Source organism: Thalassospira sp. Z349TD_5 (assembly GCF_056173045.1).
In genome coordinates this window covers 3684359-3701548 of record NZ_CM149654.1, presented here as the reverse complement: position 1 = coordinate 3701548, position 17190 = coordinate 3684359, and the positions used below count along the sequence as shown (strand labels likewise).

The following is a 17190-nucleotide window of genomic DNA, read 5'->3' as shown; positions in this document are numbered from 1 at the left end:
GAATCTTCTAATATGAAACAGGCAATGATTTCGAAACCCTTTCGGGTGCATAATAGTTGCCCCCGGAAGCGGGATGTTTAATCAAAGGACGTATTGATGGGATTGCTCAAGGAAACGCTGATGCGCGTCTTTGTCGGCAAAAGTGGCCGGGAGGCCATTAACGCCTACAACAAAGCGCAATCCCTCGAAGTCCGTGATACGGCAGTCGCCGAACAGATGGCGACCAATGCCCGACAGGCGCGCCGTATTGAAGATCGCGCCATGGCCCATCAGGAAGACGGCATGTCTCTTGAAGAAGCCCGTGCTCTTGCTTTGGCAGAAACCTTGACCGAGCAGGCCGACGCGCCGCATGCGGCAATCCTCAAGGCATTGGACGCCGCCGACGTCAAACTGGGCAAAAAGAAAAGCAAAATGCCGACCAAGGCAGACGCGCGGCGCGAAGAACTGATCGCAGAAGCCGTGTCGGCCTTGCGCAAAAAGCAGGTTGATCTTGATAAACTTGATCCAGACTTGCGCGCCAAACTGACGGTTATGGCCGTTGGTGCATTGCTGGGCGGGCCAAATACGCGTCAGTAGCCTGTGTTACCTGCTGTCCACAAGACCATCATTGACCCGACAGACAACAGGTTCTAGCGATTGATATCGCGATGAAGACCCGTGATCAGGTCACCGTAATCTGGTTCGTCATCTGCGGTGAGGTAACCGTGCCGGATCAGAAAGTCGATGATCACCAGCGCACAGTTGAATTTGAAGTCAAACCCGCTACGAATAATCTCAGCCACCTCGGCAACTGGCAGAAGGTCAAATCGCTCCACCTCGCCATCGGCACATCTTGGTTCAAATGTCTCGGGCAGTTCCAGATCATAATTGACCATGACATCCGGTTTAAGGCCCTCATCAGTCTCATACAGATATGAAACCGTACCGACCGCCTGAAGGCTATCGGCAAGTGAGGATGGAATGTCGGCTTCTTCAGCGCATTCCTTGATCATATTTTCACGAAAGCCAAGTCCTGCGGGCTGTCCACCAGCCACCATATTGTCGAGCATGCCGGGGTAGGTTGGTTTGTCTTGTGACCTTTTAGCAATCCACATGTGAAGACCATCGGATTTTCGGACATAACCGTTCATATGCACACCCCAGGATCGAAACCCGAAATGGGGCATGGCAAAACGATCCAGCTGACAAAGTGGCGCTTCTGACAGAGAGGCCCGAACGTCAAACCTTTCGCCGTGCAGGTGCCTTATATGGCCGGTATCGCAAAGCTGAACCGTTGCTCTATGCAAGGTGTCGTTGCGTTGTACTGGCGTCTGAATATGACGGGCAAAACCAAACTCACCATTTTCATCGCGGACGAAGTCACCGCCAAGCCCGATCAGCGCATTGGCAAAATCGGACCGGACGGCACCAAGTGGTGCATTGCCAATGCGAAAGCGCGCATAGCGTGACAGGTTGGCATTGTTGCAGGCTTTGATATGGTCAAGGTAGGACAAAGGGCACTCCGTCGGTTGGGGCGCACTGTCTTGTGATCAAGATGATCAAGACAGTGCCACGACCCGGACACCCTAGTTCATTGGCCTTGAAACATGCACCATTTTCTTTACGGCACGGCGCTGGTTTGATGCGGTGAGCTACGCAGCCCTATGCGCTCAGTGCCGAGTTTGAATACCCTTTTTCCGACGTCAGTACCGTATTTACATGCACGATTTGACGCAGGCAGCGCGCGATATGCTCGGCCACCTTGGACTCAAGCTGCTGAATCTGGATGTCGATTTGCAGTTCGTCGTAACCGCTATTGGTGCTGGCAACGGTTGAATGCCAGCTGGTCGGTGTCAGGTTGCGTTTGGCAAACAGTTCCAATACGCGGGGCATGACGTCCGGTTCGGCTGCGGCGTGGACGGAATAGCAATAGACGGATTTCTTGGGCTGCGCAGTTAGATCAAGCGCAGCATAAGCATGATTGGTCATGACGATGCACACATGTTTTCATTGTATCAAATAGGCGAACAGGAACGTCCCGGCGTCCTCAGACTGCCGGGCTGATAATTCGCGTAAAGATGGCAACGAAAATACGGTGATCGGTCATGAAGCTAATTTGCAGTCATTTATTTTCAGAACCGCACGGTTCAAAATTGCGAACCGGGAAAAGATGAACGCGGGAATTCGATCAAATGATCAGTAGCGATGCGATAATGGCCACAATGGTTCCTGCAAACAGGATTTCCATCGAACGGGCAATCTGCTGTTCGCGGGCAATGGCAATAGCAACGGCTTTACGCTTGTTCATCATAGTCACTCCGTCTTCTGACAGGTAGCTTCGGGGTGCCTCAGGGCACAGAACGAATATAGGCAGGCAAAAGGGCGCGATACAAGGGCTCTGACTCAAAAAACGTCAAAAAACTTTCAACCTGATGGAAAAGGTCGCTTTTTTCCTGCTGTTTTTGTCACAAATGCGGTGTTGCCCAAATCAGGCGACGATAGTTTCGGGTAAACGGTTTAACGCGCCTCGGATCCAGAAACCCGATTCGCGCTTTTCGCCAGATCGGCTGCGATATCCCGATCGTTGCTGTTCGGATGGACAACATGCCAATATTCGTTGATCGGGCGGGGGTAGCCGTATTTGTACCCTTGAACCTCATTGCAGTCGTTATCGGTCAGGAACCTTGCCTGATCATCAGTTTCAACGCCTTCTGCAATGACAGAAAGGTTAAGATCATGGCTCAGGTTTATCACCGCGCGCACAATTGCCACCGCCTGATCATTGCCGATCAGTTTGGCAATAAAGGACTGATCAATTTTGATCCGGTTGACCGGGAAGTTTTGCAACGTCGCCAGCGATGAGTAACCAGTTCCGAAATCATCCATTGCGATGCGGACACCAAGTTTCTTGATCTCGGACAGGATCTTCATTGATCTGGCCGGGTTGTGAATAAGTGCTGTCTCGGTAACTTCAAGTTCAAGACGTTTCGGATCAAGACCGCTTTGTTCAACAATTCTGCGAACGAGGTTTGGAAGTTCAAGGTCCTGTAACTGAACAGCCGAGAGGTTGACGCCAATGCCAAGCGGTTTTCGCCAACTGGCGGCTTCCTGACATGCCTTGCGCAGAACCCATTCGCCGACCTGATTGATCAAACCGGTTTCTTCGGCGATCGGGATAAAGCGACTGGGCGGTATGTTGCCCATTTGTGGATCGTTCCAGCGTAAAAGGGCTTCAAATGACATAACTTCCTGACTGTCTGCTTGGCATTGCGGCTGGTAATAAACTTCCAGCGTATCGTTTTCCATTGCCTGACGCAGATTGGATGATAGTTGACGCTTGAAGCGGTATTCCTCGTCCATTTCCGACGAATAAAATACCGTATCATTGCCACCCGACTGTTTGACACGGTACATGGCAAGGTCTGCATGGAACAGGATCGCCTCGGCATCCTCACCGTCGGATGGATAATGCGCAATGCCAATGCTGCCAGACAGTTTTGCCCGGTGGTTGTTATTGATAAAGATCGGGATGGCAATGCAATCAAGAATGTCTTGCGCAACCGCGCGCGCATTTGCCGATGCAAGCGCCACGTCGGGTCGGTTTTGATGATGAAGCAATATGACGAATTCATCACCGCCAACCCGTGCGATTGTAATATTGTCTGAGTTCAGCTTGCTCAGCCGTTCGCCAAGTTCACGTAGCGCATGATCGCCTGCGATATGGCCAAAGCTGTCATTGAGTTCCTTGAAATGATCAAGATCAAGACACATCACCGTCACCGGCACGCCGGTCTCATCGGCTTCAGTGATTGCTTCGGCAATACGATCATTAAAGGTCGTACGATTTAAAAGTTGTGTGAGTGAGTCGTGCTCTGCAAGGAACCGGATATGCTTCTCGGCGGCGAGACGTTCGCGCAGGTCACGCAGGCCAAAAATCACCGTGTTGTCGGAAAAATCATCGGCCGGGATTTCACGGCGTATGACTTCAACCGGAACATCGACCTGATCGCGTGTGCGCAGGGATGTTTCAACGTAGCTGATGCTCCCACTGCGAAAAGCTTGCGGCACCTCGGTCAGCCAGTGCGACAGGAATTCGCTGTCATTGACCTCATCCTGCTTGGCATCTACCAGCCGCAAAAAGCTCTCGTTGGTTTCAATCACCCGACCATCCTGAGTCAGGACAAGTGCTTCGATGGCTGAGTCACCCAAAATACGCATCCGGTTACTGACATGGGCACGCAGTTGGCGATCGACCATGGCGGTGATAAAGCCAATGGCAATCAGGATTGTGACAATAACGGCCACACCAACAGACAGATATTCGGTTGATATCAACTGTGCTGGCACCCGCATTGTCGGGTCAGGCGTAATGATCAAGGCCCCCATGGCACTGAAATGCATGGTGGCAACGGCAACCGTCAGGTTGGTCTTGCCCCAAAGCATCTCGCGCGCAGTGCGCGCAGACCCGGCCAACCAAAGTGATATCATGCCAAACACAGCGCCCAACACAATGGCTGCAATTACGATATCCATGTGCCAGCTGATCACGCCAGGAACGCTCATTGCCGACATGCCAGTGAAATGCATGGCCGAAATGCCAAGCCCGATGACCAAGCCGCCGACCATCCGTGACAAAACCGGATGCGGGCCACGGAACGACGCAATCGCAAAGCCGACACTGGTTGCGGCAATGGCAATCACCAGCGAAACCGCGGTTAAAACCGGATCGTAGCCAACAGGTACAATCGGGTCATAGGCCAGCATTGCAATGAAATGCGTTGCCCAGATTGCACTGCCGGTCACAACGCCGGTCAGAAACAGCCAGGCGATCCTTTGGCGAAGACGTCCGATACAGGCGCGTGCATACAGATTGAAGGCAGTATGAATGCCACCAAGCCCCAGTAATACAGCAACCAACACCAGAACGATGTCGTGCTGCGTTGTAAGGCAATCATATATTCTGTACATCTACGTGCCGATCAATTCGGAAATATCTTTTATTTCCAGGTGGTAAGCGAATTTACGCGCATGATTTTATTTCTGAACCCGGGTGCAAAGCAAACGTATTTGTTTGTGAAGCCCGAAGGTTCTGCACAACTGCCGCTTCTGATTGAATATTGGGTTGTTTTTGCACTTTATCGTGCGGCAGTTCTATTTTACCCAAAGACGGGCACAACTAAGCTCATTTTATTGCACTACGTAAGAAACCGCAAACCAGATGTAACTTCATCAAAACATTCGTGTGCATTCCCGCCGCACCTTGCTGCACCTTTTGCCACGACAGGTGTTTGATGCCTCAATAGGTAGGTCCTGACTCTAAGGCCTACCGGATTGTCAGGTCGGTGTTGCCAATCGTTTTCGGTGTCTGTCCCGGGCGCGTAAAGGTGACTTCACCGTGATAGGATCCCGCAGGCCATAAGTTGCCCGGGCGATCCATATTGATAAAGAACCATTTTGCGCGTGGTCCCTGATCATTGGGCAGATCGATTGTAAAATCGCGATGCCCGCCTTTGCCATTCGGGCTTTGCAGGCTAAGGCGGATGACGTCGCCATTATTGGCACCAATCAGATACGCCCAAAAATACAAAGCCGGGGCTGAACGGGGTAATTCAAGCTCTTTACCGTATCCCCGTTTCAAATCCGATGCATTGGGCCGCGCCATTGAAAAACCATGGCCATACAGCGTGACATCATTGTACGTCATTTGTTGGCGGGCTGCTGTCAACCAAAGCACCGCGTTTTCGGCTGTGCAGTCACTGGTCGAACTTGCGCCCATAACGGTGCCGCTGAACGGATCAACGAGTTGTTTGTCCTTGCGCAGGTTGAAATGCAGATGCGCAAAGGTTGCCTGACCTGACATGCCGATTTGGGCGATCGCTTGACCGCGACTGACCGTGTCACCGTTTTTCACCGCAACCGATCCGCGGCGCAAATGGCAATATTGGCTTTGCCAACCGTTCGCATGGTCAATCAGGATGCCATTGCCGCATTCGATGCCCTCAAGACTTTCTTTATCCAGACGGCCGGAATCAATGTCCTCGACCCCTTCGCGAAGGGCTGTGACGGTGCCGTCTGCAATCGCACGCACCGCGACACCCGATAACATGGTGGCCTCGTCCGGAATGGCAAAATCCGTTCCGCGGTGGCCGTTATAGGTGGTCGTACCACACGCATAATCGCGAATTTCCGGGCCTGCATCATGATCAACATAATGCACGATCTCGCATTCGCCATTCAGGCAATCGACGGGTAAGTCAAACGGCGGACCATCTGCGTGGGCAATGCCACCAAATGACAGGGTTGCGAACACACACAGCATAAGTGTCCGAAAACGTCCTGTTGAGTTTGGCATGCAGGCCCTCCTTGGTGCTCGGTCGAGCGGATTAAACATATGGTGCATTACGAAACGCTTATTATCTAACATAATGGTGATCGTGTCGCGACCAGCAAGATATTGTTTGTACGTGTGATTATCCGCTATCAATTCAAGATGACACAGTTGATCGATCCTTATGGAGGGTCAAACTGTAACCCTAGGAAACGCCAGACAGGTTTCCAGAACGGTTTAAGGCAGTGGGACGCATGGATCAGAATGGATTGCTTCGGCTTGGCATTTTTGCCGCCATATTGGCTGTTATGGCCCTGTGGGAAGCGGTTGCGCCTTATCGTCCCCGTGAAGCTGTGCGTCGGCCATTACGGTGGCTGACCAATTTTGGTTTGTTGCTGATCAGTGCTGCCTTAACCCGCTTTACGGTCGGGGCGGCCATGATTGCGACTGCCATCTGGGCTGGGCAAAACGGCTTGGGCGTGATTAATCTGATCGGGGTTCCGCCCTTTCTTGCCGGACTGATCGCGATTGTGGTTCTTGATTGTGCGGTCTATTGGCAACACCGTTTGACCCATATTGTCCCGCTGTTCTGGCGGTTTCATCGGGTGCATCATTGCGATGTTGAATTTGATGTTTCAACTGCCGTACGGTTCCACCCCGTCGAAATCATTGCATCGGCAGGCTATAAATCGTTCTTCGTTTTACTGATCGGGGTCGATCCGTGGGCGGTGGTTGTCTATGAAAGCATGCTCAGCGGCTTTGCCCTGTTTAATCATGGCAATGTGCATTTTCCCTCACCGTTTGATCGCATGTTGCGGACGCTAGTTGTCACCCCTGATATGCACCGGGTTCATCATTCCAGCGTGATGACCGAAACCAACAGCAACTATGGAAATATCCTGTCGGTGTGGGATCGCCTGTTTGTCAGTTACATTGATCATACAAAGACCAATGATCATGACATGCAGATTGGTTTGGATGAATTTCGTGATTCCAAAAGCCAAAGTTTGCTTGGGGTGCTGTGGCTTCCATTCCGCCAGCCATGATGTATAATCCTCATACGTATGAGGATATTGGTCAAGGTGGCACAATCCCGCGCACAGCAAGGGCCGATGCCACTAAAGACCGCCGACCATCTGCTTTGCCGCTAAGGAAGGCACGCATCGTTGCCTGTTGCACATCATGGGCAAGTTCGGGCGACAGGTTGGCAAAAAATTCCCGGATCAGGCTGTGCGCGCCCAAAAGAGACTGCCAGTAATCATCAAAATCCAGAAAGTCCATGCGCACCGCAATGGTTGTCGTATCAACATCATGAAGTCCGGCATCTGCCCACAGATCAAATAATGTATCCTCGTTCTGATAGGGCACATCAAAAACCTTTTTGCGCAGGTCTTCGCCCGGCCCATCGACCAGAATGGCGGCCGCATCAAGAAACAAACGGATAAAGGTCAGCCCGCCCGCGCGGTCCCAAACCGTGGCGGCAATCCGGCCTTTGGCGCGGGTGACGCGGACCATTTCGCCAACGGCACCGGCCGGACCATCCAGATCGTTCAACAGCAATTGTGAAAAGGCCGTGTCAAAACTGTCATCGGCAAACGGAAGGGCGGATGCATCGCCGGTTTCAAATCGGACATTGGTTGCGGTATTGCGCAGCGCCTCGGTCAGATAATCGGTCATCAGGTCGATGCCGACGATGTTTGCCTTGGGGTAACGGGTGGCTGCGGCCAACGTCAAACTGCCCGTGCCACAGCCGACATCAATCAGGGAACCACACGATGGCGCGGCGACAAAATCAAGGAAGCTGCGCGACAAACGGCGGCTCCAGCGGCCCATGGCAATCTCATAGATATCTGCGCTGGTCGAATTCATAAGCGTGCGTTTCCTTGAAATAGGGTCAGTCTGCCACGGTGAATTTTATGGATGCATAAAGACCTGTATCCGAATTACCAAGCCCTTGATGTGTCGTATTTTTTATCAATTGCAATATACATCCAACAGCATGTTCGACGAAATAGGCATTGCCCAATCTTGAACTTGCGCAATAAAGTTACAAAATATTGCGATGCAAAAATTAACCACAAGCGCGTAAAGCGCAAGGTCGATACCGACTGTGACAGGCAAGGAAACTGACGATATGAAAGAAATGAACGGACTGGAAGGGCTGTATCTCGAAGATCTGGAGGTGGGCCAGTCCGCGAGTTATGGCAAGACGGTAACGGAAACCGATATTGTCATGTTTGCCGGAATGTCTGGTGATACCAACCCGGTTCACCTTAATCAGGAATACGCCGAAACCACCATGTTCGAAGGGCGTATTGCGCACGGGATGCTGTCGGCCGGTTTCATTTCCACGGTGCTTGGCACCAGATTGCCCGGTCCGGGAACGATTTATCTTTCACAAAGCCTGCAATTCAAGGCACCGGTACGCATTGGCGATACGGTGACGGCCAAGGTCGAAGTCCGCGAAATCATTGCAGCCAAAAAACGCGCCATCCTTGAAACCAATTGCTATGTCGGGGATCGCTGCGTGATCGCAGGCGAAGCCGTGGTCATGGTGCCCAGCCGGGCTTAAACACACTTTCGAAATCCTCACATGGCATGGCTATAAGATGTTTCCGCCAAAGGACTGCGCGTTTTTTGGTGGAAAAGTCTTTACGCTTTGGGCCTGCGCCCTTTATAGCTGCCTGCTGGATTTGCCGATATGCTGTCGGCTGACATGGACCCAAGCAGCAAGAGAGACCAGCGCGAATGCGCGTTTTTCGATCTTTTGAAAACCTGACCGATGAGGCGCGTGGCGCTGTTGTTGCGATTGGTAATTTCGATGGTTTGCATCTGGGGCATCAATCGCTTCTTGATCAGGCGCGCGAGATTGCGCGTGACCTTGGCGTGCCACTGGCAATCCTGACATTTGAGCCCCATCCCCGCATGCTGTTCCGTGCCGATGATCCGCCCTTTCGCCTGACATCGGCTGATGACCGCGAAACCGCAGCCAGCACGATTGATATCGATCTTTTCTATGAAGCGGAATTTAACCGCGATTTTGCCGCCATGAGCGCAGAAGAATTCATCGAGCGGGTTCTGGTCAAAGGGCTTGGCGCCAAACATGTCGTGGTTGGCTGGGACTTTTGCTTTGGTAAAGGACGGGCAGGTGATGTTGATTTGCTGCGTTCCATTGGCCAAACATCCGGGTTTGGTGTGACGGCGGTCGAAGCCGTAACCCATGATAATGGGATTGTTTATTCATCAACCGCCATTCGTCAGGCCCTGCGCGATGGCCGCCCACAGGACGCCACCCATTTGCTTGGACGTCCGTGGGAAATTGCCGGGACTGTTGCGCATGGGGATGCACGTGGCCGCACCATCGGGTTTCCGACGGCTAATGTTGCCTTGGGCAATCATTTGCGCCCCAAATTTGGTGTTTATGCCATCGAACTTGGCCTGATTTCGCAAGATGACGGTCAAACAGTAGAACGCTGGGTGCGCGGAGTCGCAAACATCGGTGTACGTCCAAGCTTCGGCGGCGATAATGATGCCGGGCTTGAAGCACACCTGTTTGATTTCGATCAGGACATCTATGATCGCCCCGTTCGCGTGCGGTTACACGGCTTTATCCGGGGCGAAAAGAAGTTCGACGGGTTGGATGCGCTAAAGGCCCAAATCGCATCCGATGTCGTTGCTGCCAAAGAGATTCTCGGCAAGATTTGAATTTATCGACGAACCCGCTATGATCCGCGCGCCTTTTAAGGGGTAGCTGTAATCACCGGGGGTTCGCCCTTTTTAATTTGTTCAAGACCACAGGACCGTCACGATGAGTGTCGAATACAAGAAAACCGTTATCCTGCCCAAAACCGATTTCCCGATGCGGGCGGGTTTGCCAAAGATGGAGCCCACCCTGCTCGCGCAGTGGAAGGATGAGGATCTCTATGGCAAAATTCGCGGTATTTCGGCAGATCGTGAAATGTTTGTCCTTCATGATGGCCCGCCCTATGCCAACGGTCATCTGCACATTGGTCATGCGCTGAACAAAATCCTGAAAGACGTGATCACCCGTTCACAGCAAATGCTGGGCAAGAACGCGGTTTATGTTCCGGGCTGGGATTGCCACGGTCTTCCGATCGAATGGAAAATCGAAGAGCAATACCGTGCCAAAGGCAAAAACAAGGACGATGTGCCAATCGCCGAATTCCGTAAGGAATGCCGCGAGTTTGCCGAGAAATGGCTCGATGTTCAGCGCGAAGAGTTTAAACGTCTTGGCGTGATGGGCGACTGGGATAATCCCTATGTCACCATGGATTTTAAGGCCGAAGCCTCCATCGCGCGTGAGCTTGGCAAGTTCCTGATGAACGGGTCGCTCTATATGGGCTCCAAACCGGTCATGTGGTCAGTGGTTGAAAAAACAGCACTGGCCGAGGCCGAGGTTGAATATCACGACCACACCAGCAAAACGATCTATGTCCGTTTCCCGGTGCGTGAGACCAAGGTCGATCTGCTTAAAGACACCGCGATTGTCATCTGGACCACGACGCCATGGACCATTCCGGGCAACCGTGCGATTTCCTATGGCGACGATATCGAATATTCGGTGATCGAAGTTACCGAAACCGCCGAAGAAGCCTGGGCGACGGTTGGCGAGAAGATGGCGGTTTGTACCGATCTTCTTGAAGACATGTGCAAAAATGGTCGCGTGACCGGCCATAAGGTTGTCGGTACTTTCACCGGTTCCGAGCTTGAAGGCACGGTTGCGGCCCATCCGTTCCGCGGGCAGGGCTATGAATTTGATGTACCACTTCTGGCAGCTGACTATGTCACGACCGATACCGGTACCGGGTTCGTGCATACCGCACCGACCCACGGCCCGGACGATTACCAGACCGGTTTGAAATATGGTCTCGAAATCCCTGAAATGGTCGATGGCGACGGTGCCTATTATCCGACCGTGCCACTGTTTGCTGGCAAGCGCATCTATGATGAAAACGGTAAGGAAGCAGACGCCAACGAAGCCGTCATCACCAAACTGATCGAAGTTGGTGCCTTGTTGTCGCGTGGCCGTTTAAAACACTCCTATCCGTGCTCGTGGCGCTCCAAGGCACCGGTGATCTATCGCACCACCCCGCAGTGGTTCATTTCCATGCAGGACAACGACCTGCGTGAAAAGGCGCTCAAAGCGATTGATGAAACCCGCTTTGTGCCCGAAGGCGGTCGCAACCGTTTGCATTCGATGATTGCTAACCGCCCGGATTGGTGCGTATCGCGCCAACGTGCGTGGGGTGTGCCGATCACGGTGTTCATTGATAAAAATACCCGTCAGCCGTTGCGTGATCAGGAAGTCCTTGATCGTGTTTATGAAGCGTTCTGTGCCGAAGGTGCCGACGCGTGGTTCATCCGCGACGCGCAGTATTTCCTTGGCGATAAATACGATGCCAATGATTTCGAACAGGTCACCGACGTTCTTGATGTCTGGTTTGATTCCGGTTCGACCCATGCCTTTGTGCTTGAAGAACGTCAGGACCTGAAATGGCCAGCCGATCTTTATCTTGAAGGGTCTGATCAGCATCGTGGCTGGTTCCACAGCTCGCTTCTTGAGTCGTGCGGAACGCGCGGTCGCGCGCCGTATGAAGCGGTTTTGACCCATGGTTTTGTGCTTGATGGCAATGGCCGCAAAATGTCGAAATCGCTCGGCAACGTTATTGCGCCAAATGACATCATCGAAAAGCTTGGTGCCGATATCCTGCGGTTGTGGGTGGTAAGCTCGGACTATCATGACGATCTGCGCATCAGCCATGAAATCATCCAGCGCCATTCGGACGTCTATCGTCGTTTGCGCAATACGCTACGCTTCCTACTCGGCAACCTTGATGGCTTTACCGAGGCTGAAAAAGTTCCCGACAATGAACTGCCGGAACTTGAACGCTGGGTTCTGCATCGTCTGAGCCACCTTGACGATATGGTGCGCAAGACAACGGCGGATTACGATTTCCACAGCATGTTTATCGAACTGCACAACTTCTGTGCGCTCGACATGTCGGCCTTCTATCTCGATATCCGCAAAGACGCACTGTATTGCGACGCGCCAAGCAGTGCGCGCCGCCGTGCCGCACGGACGGTGATGGATCGTGTGTTTGACAGTCTGGTGCGCTGGTTGGCACCGGTTCTGTGCTTTACCGCCGATGAGGCATGGCGTGCACGCTATGGCGCGGACAGCTCTGTCCATTCTGAAACCTTCAATACGGTTTCAGATGGCTGGAAAGATGATGCTCTTGCTACCAAATGGGCAAAAATTCGTAAATTACGCCGTGTTGTCACCGGTGCGCTTGAACTTGAACGTGCGGAAAAACGTATCGGGGCCAGCCTCGATGCCGTACCAACGGTTTACGCGACAGCGGACTATGTCGAAGCACTCAGCGGCCTTAATCTTGCCGAAATTGCCATCACATCTGACATTGAATTGGTGACGGGTGATGCACCGGAAGGTGCCTACACACTTGACGATGTTGCGGGTGTTGGCGTTGTGCCGGGATTGGCCGATGGGGATAAATGTGAACGCTGCTGGCAGACTCTGCCGGAAGTGGGCAGCCACGCCGAACATAAAACCATCTGCAACCGTTGTGCGGATGCTGTTGATGAAATGGGAATTACCGCCGCCGAATAAGGCAGGTGGTTTTCTGGTGCGGGCTTGTGCTTGGGCGAGCCCCCTCGATCAATAAGTTTGAAGGCCGGTAAGTTTGCAGACCGGCAAGTTTGAAAGAGTATTGATGAAGCGTTGCGCCTTTTTGTTTGGTCTGATTGTCATTGCGGTGGTTTTTGCGCTGGACCAATGGACCAAGCAGCTTGCGATTGACGGGTTGTCCAACCCGTTCCGCGTGATTGAAGTCACACCGTTCATGAACTTTGTGCTGGCGTGGAATCCGGGTGTGTCGTTTGGCCTGTTTCAGGGGCAGGCCCCATGGGTAATGATCGCTGCGACAGCGGCGATCACGATTGGTTTTTGCATCTGGATGTGGCGCACGCGCGATCGTATGCTACGTTTGGCACTTGCGCTGGTTGTTGGCGGGGCGATTGGCAACCTTGTGGATCGTCTGCGTCATGGTGCGGTAACCGATTTTATCGACCTGCATGTGGCCGGATATCACTGGCCGGTTTTCAATATTGCCGACAGTTCGATTACAATCGGTGCAGCGCTACTGTTGATCGATTCTCTTTTTGGCGGTAAAAAACCAGCTAGATAATTTAAGACCGGTGTAATTCCACCCGGTCACGATGTGTATAAGAGGCAGGAATGGCCCGGAAACTGACGACCAATCTGTTTAAAATTGCGCTTTTGGGTGGGCTCGCCCTTGGTGTTGCCGGTTGCGAGTCAACGCGCGAAACCTTTGGCCTGAACAAACAGGCACCTGACGAGTTTCAGGTTGTCTCGCGCGCACCGCTCAGCCTGCCGCCTGATTTTACCTTGCGTGTTCCTGAACCGGGTGCGGCACGTCCGCAGACCGGGACCACCACCGATCAGGCCCGTCGCATTTTAACTGGCGAAGATCCCAACGGCGTTAAACGTGACATTTCTGATGGCACGCGCAGCAAGGGACAGGTCGCACTGCTGTCGCAATCGGGCGCGCAATATGCATCGCCTGACATTCGTAATACCGTTGATCGGGAAACATCGATCTTTATTTCGGAAAGCGACAGCGTTGTTGATGACCTGATCTTCTGGCAGGACAAGCCAGAATACGGCACCACGGTTGATCCGGCGGCTGAGGCAAAACGCATCCGCGATCAGCAGGCGCTTGGCGACTCTGCTGCTGGCGGTGGCGACACCCCGGTGATCGAACGTAAACAAAAGGGCTGGCTTGAAGATATCTTCTAAGCCGATCTTGCCATCTGGGCGCACTAAGCCACAGTTTTGAGATTTCATCAGGGGCGCGGAATTTCCGCGCCCTTGTTCTGTCATATTCGGTTTTTAAGAACTTCCTGTCGCGATACCCATGAGCCGCAAAAGTGCCGGGATCGCAAAGCAACCAGTTTGCACCACCATGCCTGATGGAATGGGATGACATAATGAAAATTCCGACACTATCCGTAATGTTTGCACGCACGCCTGTGACGGCGTCGATGCTGGCCGCTGTGATGATGGTCATAATACCGCATCTGTCACAGGCGGCGGTTTTCAATCCGCAAACCGTAACCCTTGATAACGGTATGCAGGTGGTGCTGGTGGAAAACCACCGTGCCCCCGTCGTCACCCAGATGGTCTGGTATAAGGTTGGCTCGGCTGACGAACAGACCGGGATTTCGGGCATTGCGCATTTTCTTGAACACCTGATGTTCAAGGGCACGAATGACATTGCACCGGGTGACTTTTCCAAGATCGTTGCGCGCAATGGCGGCAATGACAATGCATTTACCTCGTGGGACTACACCGGCTATTTCCAGAATATCGCACGTGACCGTCTTGATCTGGTGATGAAGATGGAAGCCGACCGGATGGCGAATTTACAGTTGTCTGATGATGTTGTCCTACCGGAACGCGATGTCATCATCGAAGAACGCAGGTCGCGGATCGATAACAATCCGGGCGCCCTTCTGGGCGAGCAGATGCGCGCAGCCCTTTATATGGCGCATCCCTATGGTCGGTCGATCATTGGCTGGATGAATGAAATGGAGCAGCTGTTGACCAAGGACGCGCTTGATTTCTATCACGAATGGTACGCCCCCAATAACGCCATTCTGGTGGTGGCTGGCGACATCACGATGGATGAATTGCTGCCGATGGCCAAAAAATACTATGGCGTCATCCCGCGCGGCGACGTTTCCACCCGTCACCGGGTCAAGGAACCGGTCCAGCATGCCCCGCGCAAGGTCACCATGCGTGATCCGCGCGTTGGTCAGGCCTCCATGTCGCGCTATTACCTGGCACCATCTTATAACTCTGAAAACGCGGCTGACGCGGCCCCGCTTGAGGTTTTAAGCGAGATCATTGGATCGGGCACGACCAGCCGTTTCTTCAAGGCATTGGTTGTCGATCAGTCGATTGCCTCAAGTGTCGGGACCTTCTATGACCCGGTGGCTGTCAACCTGGCAAGCTTCGGGCTTTATGCCGTGCCACGCGGCGATGGCGAGTTGGCCGATCTTGAAAAGGCGGTTGATGATCAGATTGCCAAGCTCAAAACCGATGGCGTGACCGAAGATGAACTCGACCGTGCCAAACAGAAGCTTCTGGATAGTGCGGTCTTTGCCCGTGATTCCCTATCGGCTGGCGCGCGCGTGCTGGGTCAGTCACTTGCGGTTGGTTTAACCGTCGATCAGGTCGAAAGCTGGCCAGACCGGATTTCAGCCGTCACGGTTGATCAGGTCAACGAAGCTGCCAAGCACGTCTTTAATGACAAACAATCTGTCACCGGCTGGTTGATGCCACCCGAAGGAGGCCCTGTATCGGGCAGTGGTCCCGCTATTCCACTGGATTCCGGCGGGGGAGTACATTGATATGAACCATTTTACAAAACACATTGCCGGACTGACCGTTGCCGCCTTTGCGACCTTTGGTCTGGTAAGTCAGGCCAAAGCCGTCGAAGTACAAGAAGTTGTTTCTGACGGCGGCATTCGGGCCTGGTTGATCGAGGATCATCTCAATCCGCTGATGACCATGGACATTGCCTTTACCGGTGCTGGGGCTGCAACCGATGCCGATGGTAAGCTTGGTCTGGCCAACATGGTGTCGGGGCTGATTGACGAAGGGGCGGGCGAAATGGACAGCCAAACCTTCCGCGGTGAAATGGAAAACCGCTCGATCAGTCTGTCTTTTGATGCCGGGCGCGATGATTTCGCCGGGTCGCTGGTGACCTTGACCCGCGAACGCGATACGGCGATTGATCTGTTGCGTCTGGCGCTGTCCGAGCCACGCTTTGACGATGAAGCAATTGAACGCATTCGTGCGCAAATCGTTTCGGGCTTGAAAAGTGCGGAAAATGACCCGGGCGATATTGCCAGCCGGACGTTCTTTAAATCGATCTTTGGTGATCATCCCTATGCCCGTCCGGTATCAGGCAATTTTGATACCGTGGCATCGCTTAACGCCAATGACTTCCTAGGCTTTGTCCGTCATGCCTTTGCCAAGGACAACCTGATCATTGGGGTGGCGGGCGATATTACGGCCGATGAGCTGGGCCCGTTGCTGGATGAGGCATTCGGCAGTCTGCCCGATCATGCCGATCTTCCGGCGATTGCCGACGTCACACCGACATTCGGTGCGGTGGATGTGGTGGAGCAAGACATCCCGCAAAGTCAGGCGATCTGGGGCCAAAAAGGCATCAAACGTACCGATCCTGATTTCTATGCCGCCTATGTGATGAATTACATCCTTGGCGGCGGTGGCTTCGCGTCGCGCCTGACCGAAGAAGTCCGTGAGACGCGCGGGCTTGCCTATGGCGTTTACAGCTATCTGGCCGATCTTGATCATGCGGAAATGATGATGGGCGGGGTTGCCACGCGCAATGACGCGATTGGGCAAAGCCTGTCACTGATCAGCACCGAATGGACCAAGATGAAGGACAGCGGCGTGTCACAGGAAGAACTCGATAACGCCAAGTCCTATCTGACCGGCGCCTTCCCGCTGCGCTTTACCAGTCTTGGCAATCTGTCGGGCATGCTGGTCGGCATGCAGAAAGAAGACCTCGGTAAGGACTTCCTTGATCGACGCAACAGCCTTGTTGATGCTGTCACGCTTGATGACGTCAACCGGGTGGCGGGTGAACTGATGGACCCGGCCAATGTTACTGTAACAGTGGTCGGTAAGCCCGAAGGGGATCTGGCTTTCTAACGCGAGAACAATCTAAATGATCAAAGCGCGGCGAAAGAGATTTCGCCGCGCTTTGTGCTTTGATAGGTTCAATCCA

At 53.1% G+C, this 17190-nt stretch carries 16 protein-coding genes; 10 read left to right on the top strand and 6 right to left on the bottom strand.

Annotated elements, in window-relative coordinates:
- Positions 1-96 precede the first annotated feature (96 nt).
- Positions 97-576 (top strand): hypothetical protein, encoded by a 480-nt coding sequence (locus AC0VXT_RS17070; RefSeq protein ID WP_475546383.1) that lies wholly within the window; start codon positions 97-99, stop codon positions 574-576.
- Between the two features lie 53 nt (positions 577-629).
- Here the strand turns inward: AC0VXT_RS17070 and AC0VXT_RS17065 are convergent, their stop codons facing one another.
- The 4 genes from AC0VXT_RS17065 to AC0VXT_RS17050 all read right to left on the bottom strand — a co-directional run bounded on the left by AC0VXT_RS17065 (position 630) and on the right by AC0VXT_RS17050 (position 4947).
- On the bottom strand, positions 630-1493 hold the full coding sequence (locus tag AC0VXT_RS17065; RefSeq protein ID WP_475546382.1) for an NUDIX hydrolase: 864 nt from the start codon (positions 1491-1493) through the stop codon (positions 630-632).
- A gap of 148 nt (positions 1494-1641) precedes the next feature.
- Positions 1642-1968 (bottom strand): hypothetical protein, encoded by a 327-nt coding sequence (locus AC0VXT_RS17060; RefSeq protein ID WP_102783266.1) that lies wholly within the window; start codon positions 1966-1968, stop codon positions 1642-1644.
- Positions 1969-2167: 199 nt separating this feature from the next.
- On the bottom strand, positions 2168-2290 hold the full coding sequence (locus AC0VXT_RS17055) for a hypothetical protein (RefSeq protein WP_417804635.1): 123 nt from the start codon (positions 2288-2290) through the stop codon (positions 2168-2170).
- Positions 2291-2496: 206 nt separating this feature from the next.
- Positions 2497-4947: a bifunctional diguanylate cyclase/phosphodiesterase gene (locus AC0VXT_RS17050; protein ID WP_475546381.1), complete on the bottom strand. Its 2451-nt coding sequence runs from the start codon at positions 4945-4947 to the stop codon at positions 2497-2499.
- Between the two features lie 60 nt (positions 4948-5007).
- Between AC0VXT_RS17050 and AC0VXT_RS17045 the strand changes: the two genes are divergently transcribed.
- Complete coding sequence (locus tag AC0VXT_RS17045) at positions 5008-5271, top strand: hypothetical protein (protein ID WP_475546380.1); 264 nt, start codon at positions 5008-5010, stop codon at positions 5269-5271.
- A 31-nt stretch (positions 5272-5302) separates the two neighbouring features.
- On the opposite strand, the gene AC0VXT_RS17040 is transcribed toward AC0VXT_RS17045, so the two are convergent.
- Positions 5303-6331, bottom strand: coding sequence for a M23 family metallopeptidase (locus AC0VXT_RS17040; protein WP_475546379.1), 1029 nt, complete (start codon positions 6329-6331; stop codon positions 5303-5305).
- Positions 6332-6561: 230 nt separating this feature from the next.
- Between AC0VXT_RS17040 and AC0VXT_RS17035 the strand changes: the two genes are divergently transcribed.
- Positions 6562-7353 (top strand): sterol desaturase family protein, encoded by a 792-nt coding sequence (locus tag AC0VXT_RS17035; protein WP_475546378.1) that lies wholly within the window; start codon positions 6562-6564, stop codon positions 7351-7353.
- A gap of 31 nt (positions 7354-7384) precedes the next feature.
- Here the strand turns inward: AC0VXT_RS17035 and AC0VXT_RS17030 are convergent, their stop codons facing one another.
- Positions 7385-8176, bottom strand: a complete 792-nt coding sequence (locus tag AC0VXT_RS17030) for a class I SAM-dependent methyltransferase (protein ID WP_475546377.1) — start codon at positions 8174-8176, stop codon at positions 7385-7387.
- Between the two features lie 265 nt (positions 8177-8441).
- On the opposite strand from AC0VXT_RS17030, the gene AC0VXT_RS17025 reads away from it, so the two are divergent.
- The 7 genes from AC0VXT_RS17025 to AC0VXT_RS16995 all read left to right on the top strand — a co-directional run bounded on the left by AC0VXT_RS17025 (position 8442) and on the right by AC0VXT_RS16995 (position 17114).
- Entirely contained in the window at positions 8442-8879 is a 438-nt protein-coding gene (locus AC0VXT_RS17025; protein ID WP_022731103.1) for a MaoC family dehydratase, read from the top strand.
- A gap of 176 nt (positions 8880-9055) precedes the next feature.
- Positions 9056-10012: a bifunctional riboflavin kinase/FAD synthetase gene (locus AC0VXT_RS17020; protein ID WP_475546376.1), complete on the top strand. Its 957-nt coding sequence runs from the start codon at positions 9056-9058 to the stop codon at positions 10010-10012.
- A gap of 103 nt (positions 10013-10115) precedes the next feature.
- A complete protein-coding gene (gene ileS, locus AC0VXT_RS17015; RefSeq protein ID WP_475546375.1) occupies positions 10116-12956 on the top strand; it encodes an isoleucine--tRNA ligase in 2841 nt (946 codons plus the stop codon).
- A gap of 103 nt (positions 12957-13059) precedes the next feature.
- Positions 13060-13533, top strand: coding sequence for a signal peptidase II (lspA, locus tag AC0VXT_RS17010; RefSeq protein WP_475546374.1), 474 nt, complete (start codon positions 13060-13062; stop codon positions 13531-13533).
- A 50-nt stretch (positions 13534-13583) separates the two neighbouring features.
- Positions 13584-14165 carry a DUF3035 domain-containing protein gene (locus AC0VXT_RS17005; protein ID WP_475546373.1) on the top strand — a complete coding sequence of 194 codons (582 nt, stop codon included), beginning with the start codon at positions 13584-13586 and terminating at the stop codon, positions 14163-14165.
- A 191-nt stretch (positions 14166-14356) separates the two neighbouring features.
- The gene (locus tag AC0VXT_RS17000) at positions 14357-15781 is read left to right on the top strand and encodes a M16 family metallopeptidase (RefSeq protein WP_475546372.1); all 1425 of its coding nucleotides are present in this window, start codon (positions 14357-14359) and stop codon (positions 15779-15781) included.
- Between the two features lies 1 nt (position 15782).
- A complete protein-coding gene (locus AC0VXT_RS16995) occupies positions 15783-17114 on the top strand; it encodes a M16 family metallopeptidase (RefSeq protein ID WP_475546371.1) in 1332 nt (443 codons plus the stop codon).
- Positions 17115-17190: the final 76 nt, after the last annotated feature.

Coding starts and splice junctions, on each gene's coding strand:
- AC0VXT_RS17070 (WP_475546383.1), top strand. CDS start 97: ATGGGATTGCTCAAGGAAACGCTGATGCGCGTCTTTGTCGGCAAAAGT.
- AC0VXT_RS17060 (WP_102783266.1), bottom strand. CDS start 1,968: ATGACCAATCATGCTTATGCTGCGCTTGATCTAACTGCGCAGCCCAAG.
- AC0VXT_RS17055 (WP_417804635.1), bottom strand. CDS start 2,290: ATGATGAACAAGCGTAAAGCCGTTGCTATTGCCATTGCCCGCGAACAG.
- AC0VXT_RS17050 (WP_475546381.1), bottom strand. CDS start 4,947: ATGTACAGAATATATGATTGCCTTACAACGCAGCACGACATCGTTCTG.
- AC0VXT_RS17045 (WP_475546380.1), top strand. CDS start 5,008: ATGATTTTATTTCTGAACCCGGGTGCAAAGCAAACGTATTTGTTTGTG.
- AC0VXT_RS17040 (WP_475546379.1), bottom strand. CDS start 6,331: ATGCCAAACTCAACAGGACGTTTTCGGACACTTATGCTGTGTGTGTTC.
- AC0VXT_RS17035 (WP_475546378.1), top strand. CDS start 6,562: ATGGATCAGAATGGATTGCTTCGGCTTGGCATTTTTGCCGCCATATTG.
- AC0VXT_RS17030 (WP_475546377.1), bottom strand. CDS start 8,176: ATGAATTCGACCAGCGCAGATATCTATGAGATTGCCATGGGCCGCTGG.
- AC0VXT_RS17025 (WP_022731103.1), top strand. CDS start 8,442: ATGAAAGAAATGAACGGACTGGAAGGGCTGTATCTCGAAGATCTGGAG.
- AC0VXT_RS17020 (WP_475546376.1), top strand. CDS start 9,056: ATGCGCGTTTTTCGATCTTTTGAAAACCTGACCGATGAGGCGCGTGGC.
- ileS (WP_475546375.1), top strand. CDS start 10,116: ATGAGTGTCGAATACAAGAAAACCGTTATCCTGCCCAAAACCGATTTC.
- lspA (WP_475546374.1), top strand. CDS start 13,060: ATGAAGCGTTGCGCCTTTTTGTTTGGTCTGATTGTCATTGCGGTGGTT.
- AC0VXT_RS17005 (WP_475546373.1), top strand. CDS start 13,584: ATGGCCCGGAAACTGACGACCAATCTGTTTAAAATTGCGCTTTTGGGT.
- AC0VXT_RS17000 (WP_475546372.1), top strand. CDS start 14,357: ATGAAAATTCCGACACTATCCGTAATGTTTGCACGCACGCCTGTGACG.
- AC0VXT_RS16995 (WP_475546371.1), top strand. CDS start 15,783: ATGAACCATTTTACAAAACACATTGCCGGACTGACCGTTGCCGCCTTT.